General features: G+C 59.5%; 11 protein-coding genes. 8 read left to right on the top strand and 3 right to left on the bottom strand.

The window, feature by feature from the left end; genetic code table 11:
- Together ACQ4WQ_RS13825 and ACQ4WQ_RS13820 are read right to left on the bottom strand one after the other, a co-directional pair.
- A complete protein-coding gene (locus tag ACQ4WQ_RS13825) occupies positions 1-717 on the bottom strand; it encodes an ABC transporter ATP-binding protein (protein WP_436497792.1) in 717 nt (238 codons plus the stop codon).
- Positions 718-745: 28 nt separating this feature from the next.
- Positions 746-2,011: an efflux RND transporter periplasmic adaptor subunit gene (locus ACQ4WQ_RS13820; protein ID WP_436497790.1), complete on the bottom strand. Its 1,266-nt coding sequence runs from the start codon at positions 2,009-2,011 to the stop codon at positions 746-748.
- Positions 2,012-2,218: 207 nt separating this feature from the next.
- On the opposite strand from ACQ4WQ_RS13820, the gene ACQ4WQ_RS13815 reads away from it, so the two are divergent.
- The gene (locus tag ACQ4WQ_RS13815; RefSeq protein WP_436497788.1) at positions 2,219-3,784 is read left to right on the top strand and encodes a MutS-related protein; all 1,566 of its coding nucleotides are present in this window, start codon (positions 2,219-2,221) and stop codon (positions 3,782-3,784) included.
- A gap of 17 nt (positions 3,785-3,801) precedes the next feature.
- Here the strand turns inward: ACQ4WQ_RS13815 and ACQ4WQ_RS13810 are convergent, their stop codons facing one another.
- Positions 3,802-5,727 (bottom strand): phosphoethanolamine transferase, encoded by a 1,926-nt coding sequence (locus ACQ4WQ_RS13810; RefSeq protein ID WP_436497786.1) that lies wholly within the window; start codon positions 5,725-5,727, stop codon positions 3,802-3,804.
- A gap of 425 nt (positions 5,728-6,152) precedes the next feature.
- Here ACQ4WQ_RS13810 and rpsL point away from each other — a divergent pair, with 425 nt between their 5' ends.
- From rpsL to ACQ4WQ_RS13775, 7 genes are all read left to right on the top strand, one after another.
- Positions 6,153-6,536 carry a 30S ribosomal protein S12 gene (rpsL, locus tag ACQ4WQ_RS13805; protein WP_010394376.1) on the top strand — a complete coding sequence of 128 codons (384 nt, stop codon included), beginning with the start codon at positions 6,153-6,155 and terminating at the stop codon, positions 6,534-6,536.
- 152 nt (positions 6,537-6,688) lie between these two features.
- Positions 6,689-7,159, top strand: a complete 471-nt coding sequence (rpsG, locus tag ACQ4WQ_RS13800) for a 30S ribosomal protein S7 (protein ID WP_010394377.1) — start codon at positions 6,689-6,691, stop codon at positions 7,157-7,159.
- A 108-nt stretch (positions 7,160-7,267) separates the two neighbouring features.
- The gene (gene fusA, locus ACQ4WQ_RS13795; RefSeq protein ID WP_326459438.1) at positions 7,268-9,373 is read left to right on the top strand and encodes an elongation factor G; all 2,106 of its coding nucleotides are present in this window, start codon (positions 7,268-7,270) and stop codon (positions 9,371-9,373) included.
- A gap of 72 nt (positions 9,374-9,445) precedes the next feature.
- Positions 9,446-10,636 (top strand): elongation factor Tu, encoded by a 1,191-nt coding sequence (gene tuf / locus ACQ4WQ_RS13790; RefSeq protein ID WP_077398776.1) that lies wholly within the window; start codon positions 9,446-9,448, stop codon positions 10,634-10,636.
- 179 nt (positions 10,637-10,815) lie between these two features.
- Entirely contained in the window at positions 10,816-11,133 is a 318-nt protein-coding gene (gene rpsJ / locus ACQ4WQ_RS13785; protein ID WP_010394389.1) for a 30S ribosomal protein S10, read from the top strand.
- Positions 11,134-11,484: 351 nt separating this feature from the next.
- Entirely contained in the window at positions 11,485-14,292 is a 2,808-nt protein-coding gene (locus ACQ4WQ_RS13780; RefSeq protein WP_436497783.1) for a TonB-dependent receptor plug domain-containing protein, read from the top strand.
- A gap of 145 nt (positions 14,293-14,437) precedes the next feature.
- Complete coding sequence (locus tag ACQ4WQ_RS13775) at positions 14,438-15,283, top strand: DUF817 domain-containing protein (protein ID WP_436497781.1); 846 nt, start codon at positions 14,438-14,440, stop codon at positions 15,281-15,283.
- Positions 15,284-15,289 lie beyond the last annotated feature (6 nt).

Below are 15,289 nucleotides of genomic sequence, written 5' to 3'. Positions count from 1 at the left end.
TTACGCGGTCGCGGCGTGCTGCGGCCTGGCCGACAGCGAGGCGCTGTGCTGCACCAGGTCCGACACCTGGCCGTCGATGATGTGCACGTTGCGCTGGCTGCGCAGCGCCAGTTCGGGATCATGCGTGACCATCAGGATGGTGGTGCCCTGCGCGTTGATGTCTTCCAGCAGCTCCATCACGCCGCGCGCCATCTGTGTATCGAGGTTGCCCGTCGGCTCATCGGCCAGCAGCAGCTTGGGCGAGCCGGCCAGCGCGCGCGCGATCGCCACGCGCTGCTGCTGGCCGCCCGACAGTTCGGCCGGATAATGCTTCATGCGCGACGCCAGTCCTACCTTGGCCAGCGCGTCTTCGATGCGCTCCTTGCGCTCGGCGCGGTTGAAGCCCCGGTAGCGCAACGGCACGTCGACGTTGTCGAACAGCGACAGGTCGGGGATCAGATTAAAACCCTGGAAGATGAAGCCGAGTTTTTCATTGCGCAGACGCGAGCGGGCATTGTCGTTCATGCCTTTCACGTTGACGCCGTCGAGGATGTATTCGCCATCGGTGAATTCCTCCAGCAGGCCGGCGATGTTCAGAAAGCTCGTCTTGCCGGAGCCGGATGGCCCCGTGACGGTGACGAATTCCCCCTGCTTGACGTGGATTTCAAAACCGCGCAGCGCGTGCGTTTCGATCATGTGGGTGCGATAGACTTTGTTCAGGTTTTGCATGCGCAGCATGGCGAGTCTCCGGGTAGATGAGAATGGATTAATTGAGCGAGACGCGGGCCGCGTTCTCGAAGGCTTCCGTGCCGGCGATGACCACCTTGTCACCCTGCTTCAGGCCGCCGAGGATTTCCACGGACGAGACGCTGGTGGCACCCATCCTGATGGGCGTGCGGACGGCCACGCCATCGCGCACCACGTAGGCGAAGCGGCCGCCTTCGGCCTCGACGAAGGGACCGCGCGCCAGCATCAGCACATTCGGTTTTTCGTCGATCAGCAGGCGCGCCGAAACGCGCTGGTTCTGCCGCAGGCCGGCCGGCTGTTCGCCGTTGAAGCGCACGCGCGCCAGCACCTGGTTTTTGACCACTTCGGGCGACAGCGCCGAGAGTTTGCCCGTTGCCTTGACGGCGCCCGTCTCGATTTCCGCGCCCATGCCCAGGCCAATGTCGGCCACATACGTTTCCGGTACTTCCAGCTCCACTTCCAGCTGCGACAGGTCGACCAGCGTCATCAGCGCCGTATTGGCTTGCACCACGCTGCGGTTGGCCACCGAGAGGGTGCCGATGAAACCGTTGACGGGCGCGCGCACGGTCAGCTCGTCGACCCTGCGCTGGGCGTTGTCGCGGACGAGGCGCTGGCGTTCCAGTTCGTTGACCTTGGTCTTCAGCGCCAGGGTCACGTCCTCGCTTTCCAGGCCGGCCGCCTGCGAAGCGTGCTTGCTGCGGATATCGGCCGAATTCAAGGCATCCTTCGCCTTCTGGTAATCGATCTTGGCGATGATGCCCACCTGCGCCACGCTTTCGTAACGCTCGAGCGTGCGCTGCGCGGACAGGCGCTCGATCTCCGCCGTATCGGCTTCGCGCCGCGCCAGCAGCTTCTGCTTCTTGGCCAGGATCTGCTGGCGCGCCACTTCCGCCTCCAGCTGCTGTACGCTCGATTGTTCGCGCTTCAGGGCGTCGAACAGGTCCGGCGACTCCAGCACGGCCAGGATGTCACCCTTCTTGACCGTGTCGCCCGCCTTGGCCTTCAGGGTCACGGTGGCCACCGTGGTCGAGTACAGGGTGGGGCTGATGGCCGCCACCACGCGGCCATTTACGGCGGCATCGCGGATCAGGGTGCCGCGCGTGACGTCGGCGATGCGCAGGCGGCTGGCATTGACGGAATGCTCGCTGTTGCGCCAGCCGGCAACGACAGCGATGGCGGCGCCGATGACGATGACGGCGCCGGCCAGCAGCAGGGCGCGTTTCTTGTGGCGCTGGCCCGGCGGGGCGGACAGTACGGCGTCTTGAGAGGAAGTATCGCGGATCATGGTCATGTCTCGTGAAGGATGACTTTTCCAATGCACGATCCATGCCAGTGATTACGTCGTTGATTTGAATGGGAAAAATTTTTTATGTCCGGCTGTCCGCCGTGTCCGCACCGTCCGGCGTGTCCGTCCGTGCATGCGACGCTTGATAAATTGGCAATCGCCTGCATCTGCTGTTGCATTCCCTTCATCGACTCCTCCTCCGGCGCCATGCATCCATTCCTCCAGCAACTTTTCCCTGCCGCTGCCTTCGCGCCGACGCTCGATTATCCTTTCGCGCGCAGCGACGTGGCGATGCTGCAGCGGCTGACGGGCGAGGCGCCATCGCTCGATGGCCAGACCTGGGACGAGCTGCTGCTCGACCAGTATGCGGCGCAGCTGGCGTGCGAGACCAGCATCTTCGGCCAGCAGGAGCTGCACCGGCGTCTGAGCGGCGGCCAGGCCGATCCGGCCTCTGTCGCGCGCGTCCGGCGATTGCTGGACGATCCGGCCCAAGTGGCCAGCCTGGAGCGCGCCTGCCTTCCCTTGCGCCAGACCGATACAGAGGTGAGCGAGACCCTGTTCGGCGCGGCGCTGCCGCCGGCGCCATGGTGGAGTGCCTGGCTATGGGTGGTGCCGCTGGCCCTGTTGCTGGCCATCGCCGCCACTTGGCTGGTGGGCTGGCCGGCGCTGTTTGGCGTGCTGGCCGCCTGTGTCGCGCTGATGGCTGTACAGGTGCGTTTTTACGAAAGCGCCAAGCTATGGGAACGCACGCTCGCTACCTTGCGCCACCTGCTGAAAACCCGTGCCGCGCTGGCGCGGCTTGACGGGCCGGCAGCCTTGCCATGGGCTGCCGGCGGCGCGCAGGCGGCCAGGCTGACGCGCGCCATCGAGCGTTCGCTGCTGCACTACGTGCCCTTCATCGATACGCTGCTGGTCGAGTATGGCGATTGGCTCCTGCTGAAAAACATCAAGCGCTATTTCCGCACGCGCCAGTTGGTGGCGCAGCAGCTGCCCTTGCTGCGCGACAGCTTTACCCGGGTGGCACAGTTGGAAGCGGACCTGGCGCTGGCGCGGCACCTGCGCGCGCTCCCCGTGTTTTGCTGGGCGGGCACCGCGGCGCCGCGCTCCCTGGCCTTGCAGGGCATGCGGCATCCACTGCTGGAGAATGCCGCACCGCTGTCGTTCGGCGTGCAGGGCAAGGGGAGCTTCATCTCCGGCCAGAACGGGATTGGCAAGAGCACCTTGCTGCGTGGTATAGGCTTGAACCTGGTCTGCGCGCGGGCCTTCGGCTTTTGTCATGCGCACAGCGCCGATGTGCCGCGCCTGGCCGTGTATGCGAGCATGCAGAACGAGGACTCGCTCGATGGCGGCGAAAGTCTATATATCGCCGAATTGCGGCGTGCGCGCGAATTGCTGGCGCTGGCCGAGGAGGGCGCGCCGGCGCTGTTCCTGATCGACGAGATTTTTCGCGGCACGAATCACCTCGAGTCGGTGGCGGCGGCGGCCGCCGTGCTGCATACGCTGGCCGCGCGCCATCTGGTGATCGTCTCGTCGCACAACCTGGTGCTTGGCCCCTTGCTGGAAGACTGCCTGGCGCCCTGGTGCGTGCGCCGCGACGATGCGGGCGCGCTGCTGCTGGCGCCCGGCGTGCTGCAGGCCACGAATGGCATCGCCCTGCTGGCGCAGCGGGGCTTTGGCAGCGCCATCGAAGACAAGGCGGGACGCGTCTTCGACTGGCTCAGCACGCATATGGCGCAGCCGGCCGATTGTAGCGGCGTGCTGGAACGGGCCTGAGGGCGCCCTTACCGCCTTTACTTGTCCTGCTTTTCCGGCGTGCTCTTGTCGATCACTTCGCGGCAATCGCCGCGGATGATGGCGTTGTCGTAGTTGGTCCAGCCGTAGCTGTCGACGTAGCGCTTGTGCTGCTTGAAGCGGGGGCTGACGATGCTCCATTCGGGCTGTTCGCCGGCGAAGCGGATGTCGCCCAGGTCGAGCAGGGTGTGGAACATGTTTTCCGTCGACAGGCGCGCCTTCTGATGGCGCCGCAGCTGCGCCACCTTGTCCGGGTAGTGCTGCTGGAATTGCGGCGAATACCAGACGAAGGCGGGCACGTGGAATTCGAACTGCGTGTTGTGGCCATGGAAGGCCAGGCGGCAGGTGCCGTCATACAGGGTCTGGCCGTGATCGGCCACGTAGACGAGCGAGCTGCGCAGGGCAGTGCGCTGGCCATCGTCCTTCAGCATCCCGATCACGTTCGACAGGAACCAGTCCGTGTACAGGATGGAGCTGTCGTAGCTGTTGTTCAGCTGCGGCTTGATGGCCGTGTCCGTGTAGACGGGCTTGTCGACGCCGAACAGCGACGGCTGCCACTTGTCGAACGATTTCGGATAGCGCTGGCTGTAGTTCCAGTGGCTGCCCAGGGTGTGCAGCACGATGAGTTTTTTCGGCGCCGGGTCGGCCAGCGCATTCTTGAACGGATCGAACAGGATCTGGTCGAAATTCGAACTGTTGGTAAAGCCGCCCAGGTTCAGGAATTGCACCACGTCCGCTTCCTTGGCAAAGACGGACACGGGTGTGTCGAACTGGCCGAACGAGATCTGGTTCGACAGCCAGTAGGTCTTGAAGCCCGCTTCCTTGTAGGCGGTGAGGAAGGATTTTTCCGAGAAGCCATCCTTGAGGCTTTGCGTGGCCGGCTTGCGCGAGATGATGACGGGCACGGACAGGCGCGTGGCGGAAACGGCCGTGATGACGTCGGCCAGCGGCACCAGGTTGGCTTCCTGCTTCAGCAGGGGATTGGTGTCGCGTTCGTAGCCGTTCAGGCTCCAGCGGTCGTAGCGCGACGATTCGCCGATCACCATGACCACCACTTCCGGATGGGGATCGGGTTGTTGCTGGTGCGCGCCGAAACGGAAGGTGCTGCTCTTCTGTCCCAGCTCGGCCAGGTATCTGCGTTCCTTGTAGAAATCGAAGCCGCGCGCGGCCAGGCCGAAGGGCCAGGAATTGCTGATGGTGTCGAAGGCGTAGGGCAGGCGCGCCCAGTGGGGCAGGCTGGGCCAGCCCAGGCCCGTCTCGTCGGCGCCGGCGATGCTGGCGTTCTCGGGCTTGCTGCTTTCTTCGTCTTCCTCGGCCGTCTCGTCGTCGGCCGAACTGGCGTCGCCGAAGCCGGAGGCGCCCGCCTTGCCGCTGGCCGCCGGATGGCTGGCCTTGGCGGACGCGGGGGCGCTGTGCAGCACCTTGGCCTCGAAACCGAATTCGTAGCCATACCACCAGAAGCCGCCCAGCAGGATCAGCAGCACGAAGGCGGCCGGGCGCGTCTTGCCGCGCCAGTCCAGGTCGCGCGTGCGCGTGGCCGCATACCAACTCAGGGCGCACCAGGCGATCACGCCCAGCATGACGGCGCCCATCAGCCATACTTTTTGCCCGAGGAATTCCATCGCTTCCTTGGGACTGGTTTCGAAGATGATGCCCAGGTGGTGCGTGGAAATGCCCTGGCCATAGAAGACGAACAGGTAGATTTCCGTCGGCAGGGCCAGGAAGGCCGGCACCAGCAGCCAGTGGAAGTAGGCGGGGCGCTGGAACACGCTCCAGACGGCCAGCCATGCCAGCAGCTCGAACGTGAGCATCTGCCACGGATGCTCGAGCGCGCGCCCCAGCAGCGTGGGGATGAAGGGCACGGCCGTCAGCAAGGCATACGTCAGGAGCAGGAACAGATTGGCGGGGCGAAGCAAGGAGCGCATAAGGGAAGGCAGCGAAAAATGTCCGCTATTATCAATCCTTTTGTTGTCTCGCGTTCATACAAGAATGCGACCGTGCATTTCGTGGCCGCAAGGAAAGAATGCCAAATCATCAATCGTTTTCGGATGCCGGCGTCCCTATGGTACCGCCAGAAATTAGTCAAAATGCCACAAATGCCCCCGTTCTTTGCCTTTTTTTATAGCAAAAAGCGGTAAACTGATTGACCCCCTGTAACACAAGGTCTAAACTAGCGAGTTCTCGATTTTATTCTGCTCATCGTTTACGCATTACTTGGCATTTCACGGCCGCTCCTTATCGAGTGGCTGCGGGCGCCTCCGGTGCGCAGTAGATGAAAGCGGGACGAGGTTTTAGTCGCCGGGCATCTTGCCCGGGTTATTAATCGTAGTTTTTTGTTGGATTTATAACGATGCCAACCATCAATCAATTGATTCGCAATCCACGCGTCGCTTTGACCGTGAAGAGCAAATCGCCGGCGCTGGAAAACAGCCCGCAAAAACGTGGCGTCTGCACACGTGTTTACACCACGACTCCAAAGAAGCCTAACTCGGCTCTGCGTAAAGTCGCTAAAGTTCGCCTGACCAATGGTTTCGAAGTCATTTCGTACATTGGCGGTGAAGGCCATAACCTGCAAGAGCATAGTGTTGTGCTGTTGCGCGGCGGCCGCGTCAAGGATTTGCCGGGTGTGCGTTACCACATGGTTCGCGGTGCCCTGGATACCCAAGGCGTTAAAGACCGTAAGCAATCGCGTTCGAAGTACGGTACCAAGCGCGCTAAAGCTGGCAAGAAGTAATAAGTTGTACGCAGCAAACCCAAGTTTCGCTCAGTGGCAACTAGCTAAGTGAATGTAGTCGACCGCATCTGGTCGAGTAAGTGGAAGACTATGATGGTCGTCCGCGAGTGTGCGAAGAACGCGCGCTCAACTGAAGATTGAAAGGAATTGATATGCCACGTCGTCGTGAAGTACCCAAGCGCGAAATTTTGCCAGATCCAAAATTCGGCAACACTGATGTCGCTAAATTTGTAAACGTGCTGATGCTGTCCGGTAAGAAATCGGTTGCAGAAAACATCATCTACGGTGCTTTCGAGCACATCGCAGCAAAATCGGGCAAAGATCCGCTCGAAGTTTTTGCTACCGCAATCAACAACGCCAAGCCGCTGGTTGAGGTGAAATCCCGTCGCGTCGGTGGTGCAAACTACCAGGTGCCGGTCGAAGTTCGCCCAGTCCGTCGTATGGCCCTGTCCATGCGTTGGTTGCGTGAAGCTGCTAACAAGCGCAGCGAAAAATCGATGCCACAACGCCTCGGCGGTGAGCTGATGGAAGCGGCTGAAAGCCGCGGCGGCGCGATGAAAAAACGCGACGAAGTCCATCGTATGGCTGAAGCGAACAAAGCGTTCTCGCATTTCCGCTTCTAATATAAAGCCAGCTACCGCAAGGCGGCTGTCAAGCATCTGTTGTTCGAGGCCGGGCTCATTTTTGCAAAAAAATGCTGCTCGGTTTTGTCCATTCATTTAGGATTAATTATGGCCCGCAAGACCCCCATTGAGCGCTACCGCAATATCGGTATTTCCGCTCACATCGATGCAGGTAAGACGACCACGACCGAGCGCGTCCTGTTCTACACAGGCGTGAACCACAAGCTGGGCGAAGTCCATGATGGCGCAGCCACCACCGACTGGATGGCACAAGAGCAAGAGCGCGGTATCACGATTACCTCGGCTGCTGTTACGTGCTTCTGGAAAGGCATGGCAAACAACTTCCCAGCGCACCACATCAACATCATCGACACCCCAGGCCACGTTGACTTCACCATTGAAGTGGAACGTTCGATGCGCGTGTTGGATGGCGCCTGCATGGTTTACTGTGCAGTCGGCGGCGTGCAGCCACAATCGGAAACGGTATGGCGTCAGGCTAACAAGTACAAAGTGCCACGTCTGGCCTTCGTGAACAAGATGGACCGTACCGGCGCCAACTTCTTCAAGGTCTACGATCAGATGCGTTCGCGTCTGAAAGCGAACCCAGTACCTATTCAGATGCCTATCGGCGCTGAAGACGTCTTCACCGGTGTTATCGATCTGGTCAAGATGAAAGCGGTTATCTGGGACGACGCTTCGCAAGGCATGAAGTTTGAATACGGCGACATTCCTGCACATCTGGCCGCTGATGCTGCCAAGTGGCGCGAGAACATGGTCGAAGCCGCTGCTGAAGCGTCGGAAGAACTGATGAACAAGTACCTGGAAGAAGGCGACCTGTCGGAAGCCGAGATCAAGGCTGCTCTGCGTCAGCGTACCATCGCCAGCGAAATCGTTCCAATGTTGTGCGGTACCGCCTTTAAAAACAAGGGCGTGCAAGCCATGTTGGACGCGGTCATCGAGTACCTGCCATCGCCTATCGACATTCCGCCTGTCCCAGGTCTGGACGAGGACGAGCAGCCAGTCGAGCGCGCAGCTGACGACAATGAGAAATTCTCGGCATTGGCGTTCAAGATCGCAACCGATCCGTTCGTCGGTCAGTTGTGCTTCATCCGTTGCTACTCGGGTACCCTGAATTCGGGCGACTCGGTGTTGAACTCCGTGAAGCAGAAGAAAGAGCGTATCGGCCGTATCGTGCAGATGCAAGCGAACGAACGCGAAGAAATCAAGGAAATGCGCGCTGGCGACATCGCCGCTGTCGTGGGTCTGAAAGACACCACCACGGGCGATACGCTTTGCGATGAAAAAGCCAGCGTCGTTCTGGAGCGCATGGTCTTCCCTGAGCCGGTGATTTCGCAGGCAGTCGAGCCAAAAACCAAGGCCGACCAGGAAAAAATGGGCCTGGCGCTGAACCGCCTGGCTGCAGAAGATCCATCGTTCCGCGTGCGTACCGATGAAGAATCGGGCCAGACCATCATCGCCGGTATGGGCGAGTTGCATCTGGACATCATCGTTGACCGCATGAAGCGCGAATTCAACGTTGAAGCGACCGTCGGCAAGCCACAAGTGGCTTACCGCGAAACGATCCGTAAAGTGTGCGAAGAGTCGGAAGGCAAATTCGTCAAGCAATCGGGTGGTCGTGGTCAATACGGTCACGTGGTTCTGAAGATCGAACCGCAAGAACCGGGCAAGGGCTTCGAATTCGTTGACGCGATCAAGGGCGGTACCGTTCCTCGCGAATACATCCCTGCAGTTGAAAAAGGTGTGCGCGACACGCTGACTTCGGGCGTGATGGCTGGTTACCCAGTCGTTGACGTAAAAGTCACGCTGTTCTTCGGTTCGTACCATGATGTTGACTCGAACGAAAATGCATTCCGCATGGCCGCTTCGATGGCATTCAAAGATGGCTGCCGCAAGGCATCGCCAGTCATCCTGGAGCCGATGATGGCCGTGGAAGTGGAAACGCCGGAAGACTACGCCGGTACCGTGATGGGCGATCTGTCGTCGCGTCGCGGCATGGTGCAAGGTATGGATGAAATTGCTGGTGGTGGCGGCAAGATCATCAAGGCCGAAGTACCTCTGTCGGAAATGTTCGGTTACGCCACATCGTTGCGTTCGTCGACCCAAGGTCGTGCGACTTACACGATGGAATTCAAGCACTATGCTGAAGCACCTAAGCATGTGACTGAAGCAATCGTAAGCTCGAAAGCTAAGTAATAGAAGTTCCGGGCCGGCTTTCACGAGAATGCCGGTCCCTACATTTAAATCATTGTTCTAAGGAAGAATAAAATGGCAAAAGGTAAATTCGAACGGACCAAGCCGCACGTCAACGTCGGCACCATCGGCCACGTCGACCACGGTAAAACCACGCTGACCGCTGCAATCGCAACGGTTCTGTCGAAGAAATTCGGCGGCGAAGCCAAAGCATACGACCAGATCGATGCGGCTCCAGAAGAAAAAGCGCGCGGTATCACGATTAACACCGCCCACGTCGAGTACGAAACGGAAACGCGTCACTACGCGCACGTTGACTGCCCAGGCCACGCCGATTACATCAAAAACATGATTACCGGTGCAGCCCAGATGGACGGCGCGATCCTGGTGTGCTCCGCAGCTGACGGCCCAATGCCACAGACCCGCGAACACATCCTGCTGGCCCGCCAAGTTGGCGTTCCATACATCATCGTGTTCCTGAACAAGTGCGACCTGGTCGACGACGCAGAACTGCTGGAACTGGTTGAAATGGAAGTGCGCGAGCTGTTGTCGAAGTACGAATTCCCAGGCGACGACCTGCCAATCATCAAAGGTTCGGCACGTATGGCGCTGGAAGGCAAAGAAGGCGAAATGGGCGTGGACGCAGTGCTGCGTCTGGCCGATGCGCTGGATGCTTACATCCCAACGCCAGAGCGCGCTGTTGACGGCGCCTTCCTGATGCCAGTGGAAGACGTGTTCTCGATCTCGGGTCGCGGTACCGTGGTCACCGGTCGTATCGAGCGCGGCATCGTCAAAGTCGGCGAAGAGATCGAAATCGTCGGTATCACCGATACCGTCAAAACGACTTGCACCGGCGTGGAAATGTTCCGCAAGCTGCTGGACCAAGGTCAAGCTGGCGACAACGTTGGTCTGCTGCTGCGCGGCACCAAGCGTGAAGACGTGCAACGTGGTCAAGTTCTGGCCAAGCCAGGCTCGATCAAGCCGCATGCGCACTTCACCGGCGAGATCTATGTGTTGTCGAAAGACGAAGGCGGCCGTCATACGCCATTCTTCAACAACTATCGTCCACAGTTCTACTTCCGTACGACGGACGTGACCGGTTCGATCGAGTTGCCAGCAGACAAAGAAATGGTCATGCCAGGCGATAACGTGTCGATCACCGTCAAGCTGATCAACCCGATCGCGATGGAAGAAGGTCTGCGCTTCGCTATCCGCGAAGGCGGCCGTACCGTCGGCGCTGGTGTTGTTGCAAAAATCATCGCTTAATTATTAAGCGAATATAAAAGAAGACGCGTCGTCGCCCGGCGCCCTTCTTTTTATTCAACTGCCGGGGTTGGCAAGCATTTTGGTGCTATCATGTCGACCCTGACGGTTGTTGCGTCAGAAATTCCCGTATCACCTCATTGCCGTGCAGACTGCGCGGTTCGTTCTTTTAAGGAAATATCATGTCGGCACCAAACCAGAAAATCCGTATCCGCCTGAAGGCTTTCGATTACAAACTGATCGACCAGTCCGCTCTGGAAATCGTTGAAACCGCGAAGCGCACCGGCGCTGTCGTCAAAGGCCCAGTACCACTGCCTACCCGTATTCAACGTTTCGATGTGCTGCGTTCCCCGCACGTCAACAAAACTTCGCGCGATCAGTTCGAGATCCGTACGCACCAACGCCTGATGGACATCGTTGACCCAACGGACAAAACCGTTGACGCGCTGATGAAGCTGGACCTGCCAGCTGGTGTTGATGTTGAAATCAAACTGCAATAATCGTTTTTAAGAAGGCCGGCGGGGTATCCCGCTGCCTGATGATGGGGCCGGGCCTGCTCACGATCGTGAGTGCGCCCGGCCCCATTGCTTTGGCGCCCTGCTTTTTGCGGTGCTGCCGTCCTTTCCCTCATCCCATTTCCTCTCTCGTTCTTCTTTTCGCCTCTCCTCGTCGGTCCTATAAAGTTGGATTAAAACAACAATTGTTAATTGTTTCCTTCCCCGGTCGCGTCAAATGTGAGAAATTTGTAACATGCGTGAGAATGTGTGACTATTTTACAAAAATGGTCAGTACAACGCATCGATTTATAAAACGAAAACAATATCTGAGGAGTGGTTTTGAAAAGTTTAGTGATGAGCAATACACCCCGTTTGAAGAAAAGCACACTGGCAATAGCATTGACACTGGCCTTCTCCCAATATGCTGTGGCGCAAGAAGCTGCCGCACCTGCAGAAAAACTGCAACGCGTTGAAGTCACCGGCAGCAGCATCAAGCGTACCGAAGCTGAAACAGCCGGCTCGCTGCAGGTTCTGACCCGCGACGACATCGAGCGCACCGGCCAGACCACGGCGCTGGGCATCCTGAATTCCTCCGCTGCCATCAGCACCTCGATCGACTCGTCGAACAACAGCTCGGGCAGCTTTGCCACGGGTTCTTCGGGCGTGGGCATGCGTGGCCTGGGCAAGGTCGCGACCCTGGTGCTGGTCAACGGCCGCCGCATTGCACAATACGGCCTGGCCGATGGCGCGCAGCAAAACTTCACCAATCTGGACGCGATCCCGGCTGCCGCCATCGAGCGCATCGAGATCCTGAAAGACGGCGCCTCGGCAATCTATGGTTCCGACGCCATCGCTGGCGTGATCAACATCATCCTGCTGAAGAACTTCGAAGGCGCCAAGATCACCGGCAACTACAAGGAAACCGAAGGCTTCAGGGACCAGCGCAGCCGCAACGTTTCCGGTATCGTCGGTTACGGCGATATCGACAAGGACGGTTTCAACACCTACCTGACGTACGAAGCGTACAAGAACGATGGTTACACCGCTGACGACCTGCGCGGCCACTATCCTGAATGGCACCGCCAGACTCCGGGCCGTTCGACCTGGGACGCCCTGAGCGCGTTCTCGCCAACCGGCAACTATTTCTTGAGCAGCACGAACATCGTCGCCGCGCCAGGCTGCCCGGCCGACAAGATCGATGCCAAGGACAAGCTGTGCAAGATGGATGTCCTGCCGTACACCGGCCTGACCACCAATGCCAAGCGCTATGCGCTGGCCAGCAATACGCATTTCCGCATTGGGAAGAACATCGACGCCAACTTCGAGATCACCAATGCCGGCGCCAGCAACGACTACATCGTCGCCCCGTTCAACGTCAGCAACGGTAGCGCCACCACGTCGTCGAGCACCTGGTACGACGCGATCAACGGCAAGATGGTCGGTCCATACTTCTATCCAAAGTTGCCAGTTGGCCACGCGATGAATCCGTATGCGACGCCGGTGGAATACCGTGCCCGCATGATGGATACCGGTGAGGGCTTCAACTTCAACCGCACCGAATCCGATCAGACGCGCGTCATGCTGAGTCTGAACGGCGACATCGGCAATTTCGACTGGAAATCCGCGGTCGGCTACATGAACTCGAAAGCCAACAAGGCCACCCGTGCCGTGAGCGCGACCGGTTACACCAATGCCATCGTCAACGGCACCTACAAGTTCGGCCAGCAAAACGATGCCGCGCTGCTGGAGTCGATGTTCCCGGTGCGTACCACCAAGGGCGAGTCGAAGATCACCTTCATCGACGCGACCGTGTCCGGTGAAGTGGCGCAACTGCCTGCTGGTCCTTTGAATGTGGCATTCGGTACCGACATCCGCCGCGAAAAGTATGAAATGGCCAGTTCGGACAACGTGCTGCGTGGCGACCTGGTCGGCATCGCCGGCCTGCAAGTCAAAGACACCATGGATCACTACGCGCTGTTCGCCGAAGCGACCATTCCGGTGGTCAAGCGTGTGGAAGTGAGCGCAGCGGTACGTGCCGACAAGTCCACCAACAGCGACGTGCACTTCTCGCCGAAGCTGGGCTTGCGCGTCAACGCCACCGACACCCTGTTGCTGCGCGCTACGGCCGCTGGCGGCTTCCGCGCGCCTAACATCGTTGAAACCGGTAACGGCCTGGGCCGCAGCTCGTTCGCGACCAGCGTCAGCGATCCGCGTCGTTGCTCGACTGCCAGCACCCTGAACAACCTGGTGCAGAACAATCCGGCAGCCACCACCGTCGACAAGGCGCAGGCGAATACCTTCCGCAACAGCGATTGCTCGGGCGGCGTGCCTAGCTTCGTGTCGGCGAACAAGGACCTGAAACCGGAAACCTCGCGTTCGATCACCGCTGGTTTCGTTTTCGAACCGGTCAAGAACTGGACCGTGGCACTGGACTACTACCATATCGAACGCAAGGACGAAATCGGTACCCGTGCCGTGGCCGACATCCTGCGCGGCGAAGCTGGCCTGCCAGCCGGACAGCTGGTGCGTGTCGATAACTCGGCTTCCGATGCGCAATTCCTGGCACTGGTGAAAAAATACGCACCGGGCAATACCACCAACTTCGGCGGCGTTGGCGCGATCGGCCTGTTGTACAACCCATACGTCAACAGCGGCAAGACCCGTGCTTCGGGCTTCGACTTTGACGCGGGTGGCCGTTTCAACACCGGTATCGGCCAGGTTCGTTTGAAACTGGAAGGTAGCTATCTGTGGAAATACCAGGAATTCAGCGTGACCGACAATGCCTATGACACCAACCTGGCCGGTAACTATGACCTGGGTTCGCGCCTGAAAACCAAGCTGCGCGCCAGCCTGAAGACCGGCGAGTTCGACCACGGCATGACCCTGAACTACGCCAGCGGCTTTAGCAACGACAACCAGACTTCGCCAACCTACTGTGTTACCAACAAGGTTTCGGCTGAGAACATGGGTGTTTGCTCGCGCGTGGGCAGCAACACCACGGTCGACTACAACCTGTCGTACGGTGGCATCAAGAACACGCGTCTGAGCCTGTACATCGACAATCTGTTCGACAAGGCTGCACCGATTCAATGGCGCAAAGGCTACGCTGAATCGTTCCAGATGCGTCGTATCGGCGTAACGGCCAGCTACACCTTCCTCTGATCGGCGTCAGCTGATACCCCACCGTCCGGCAGCGATGCCGGGCGTGTCAAAGACCAGGCCTCGTGCCTGGTTTTTTTTTGCCTTGCCATCGCGGCACAGGGGAATTTCTCTTTACAGTGCTGCGGCTGGACGATAAGGTTGCCGCATGCTTAACGCCCTCGATACCCACCTGCTCAATGCGGCTCCCCGCCATCGCCTGCGCGGCTGGCCGCGCTTCCTGACCGAGTTCCTGTATTTCGGCATCAAGGAGGCGAGGTCCTGCCTGTTCGTGGGACTGTTTTTTGCCGCCGTCTTCCTCGTGCCGCGCGCCGGCCTGTTTGGCCTGCCGCGCTATGACGTGCTGCTGCTGGCGGCGCTGGCGATCCAGGGCGCGATGGTCTGGAGCGGGCTGGAAACGTGGGATGAGCTGAAAGCCATCTGCCTGTTTCATGCGGTCGGCTTCGCGCTGGAAGTGTTCAAGGTATCGGGGACGATACAGTCGTGGAGCTATCCCGACTTCGCCTACAGCAAGGTGCTTGGCGTGCCCCTGTTTTCCGGCTTCATGTACGCGGCCGTCGGCAGCTACATCATCCAGACCTGGCGTCTGCTCGACATGCGGATCCGCCACCATCCGCCGTACTGGATGGCGGTGCTGATCGCGCTGCTGATCTACGCCAACTTCTTTACTCACCACTACATCGGCGACTATCGCTGGTACCTGGCCGCCTGCGCGCTGGGTCTGTATGCGCGCACCACCGTGGTGTTCCGGCCGCTCGACCGCGACCGCAGCATGCCCTTGCTGCTCGGTTTCGTGCTGGTCGGTTTCTTTATCTGGCTGGCTGAAAATATCAGCACCTTCTGGGGCGTGTGGCGCTATCCGAACCAGCTTGGCGCGTGGTCGGTCGTGCATGTCAGCAAATGGAGTTCATGGTCGCTGCTGGTGATGATGACATTCACCATCGTGGCCCACCTCAAGCACATCAAGGCCAGCATCCACGTCGCCCAGCCGTAGGCCGGG

The sequence above is a fragment of the Janthinobacterium goodfellowi genome, assembly GCF_051380695.1.
GTDB lineage: Bacteria > Pseudomonadota > Gammaproteobacteria > Burkholderiales > Burkholderiaceae_D > Janthinobacterium.
The sequence above is the reverse complement of the archived record's forward strand: the minus strand, read 5'-3'. Positions and strand labels throughout refer to the sequence as shown.